General features: G+C 52.2%; 1 protein-coding gene. It reads left to right on the top strand.

Annotation, left to right across the window (positions count from 1 at the left end):
- Nucleotide 1: 1 nt before the first annotated feature.
- On the top strand, nucleotides 2-324 hold a 323-nt coding region (locus tag ASG38_RS18250), incomplete at its 3' end, for a hypothetical protein (protein ID WP_235498568.1).

Here is a 324-nt window from a genome sequence, read left to right on the forward strand (position 1 = left end):
TGTGCGAGTCCTTAACGCGAGCTCTGAACTTAGTACGCTCGGGTTTAATATCTGCGTCCGTTCTTTCCCAAAACCTGCAAACGACAGCTGTGCTGCGGCAGTACAGCTCACGCCGGGTACTTCCTGCGTGGATACCGTTGGCACTTTTAGCGGATCGCTTTTGAACGGAGCAGCTCCTACATGCGCTAACACCAGCAGCCAGGACGTTTGGTACCGTTTTACGGCAACGGAACAGACGATGTCCGTTAACCTGTCCAGGGCGTCAACGAACTCGACAATGTATCTTGCGATGGAACTCTATGAAGATAGTTGCGCTGGAAACTT

Origin of the sequence: Flavobacterium sp. Leaf359 (assembly GCF_001423985.1) — a bacterium.
Classification (GTDB): domain Bacteria; phylum Bacteroidota; class Bacteroidia; order Flavobacteriales; family Flavobacteriaceae; genus Flavobacterium; species Flavobacterium lindanitolerans.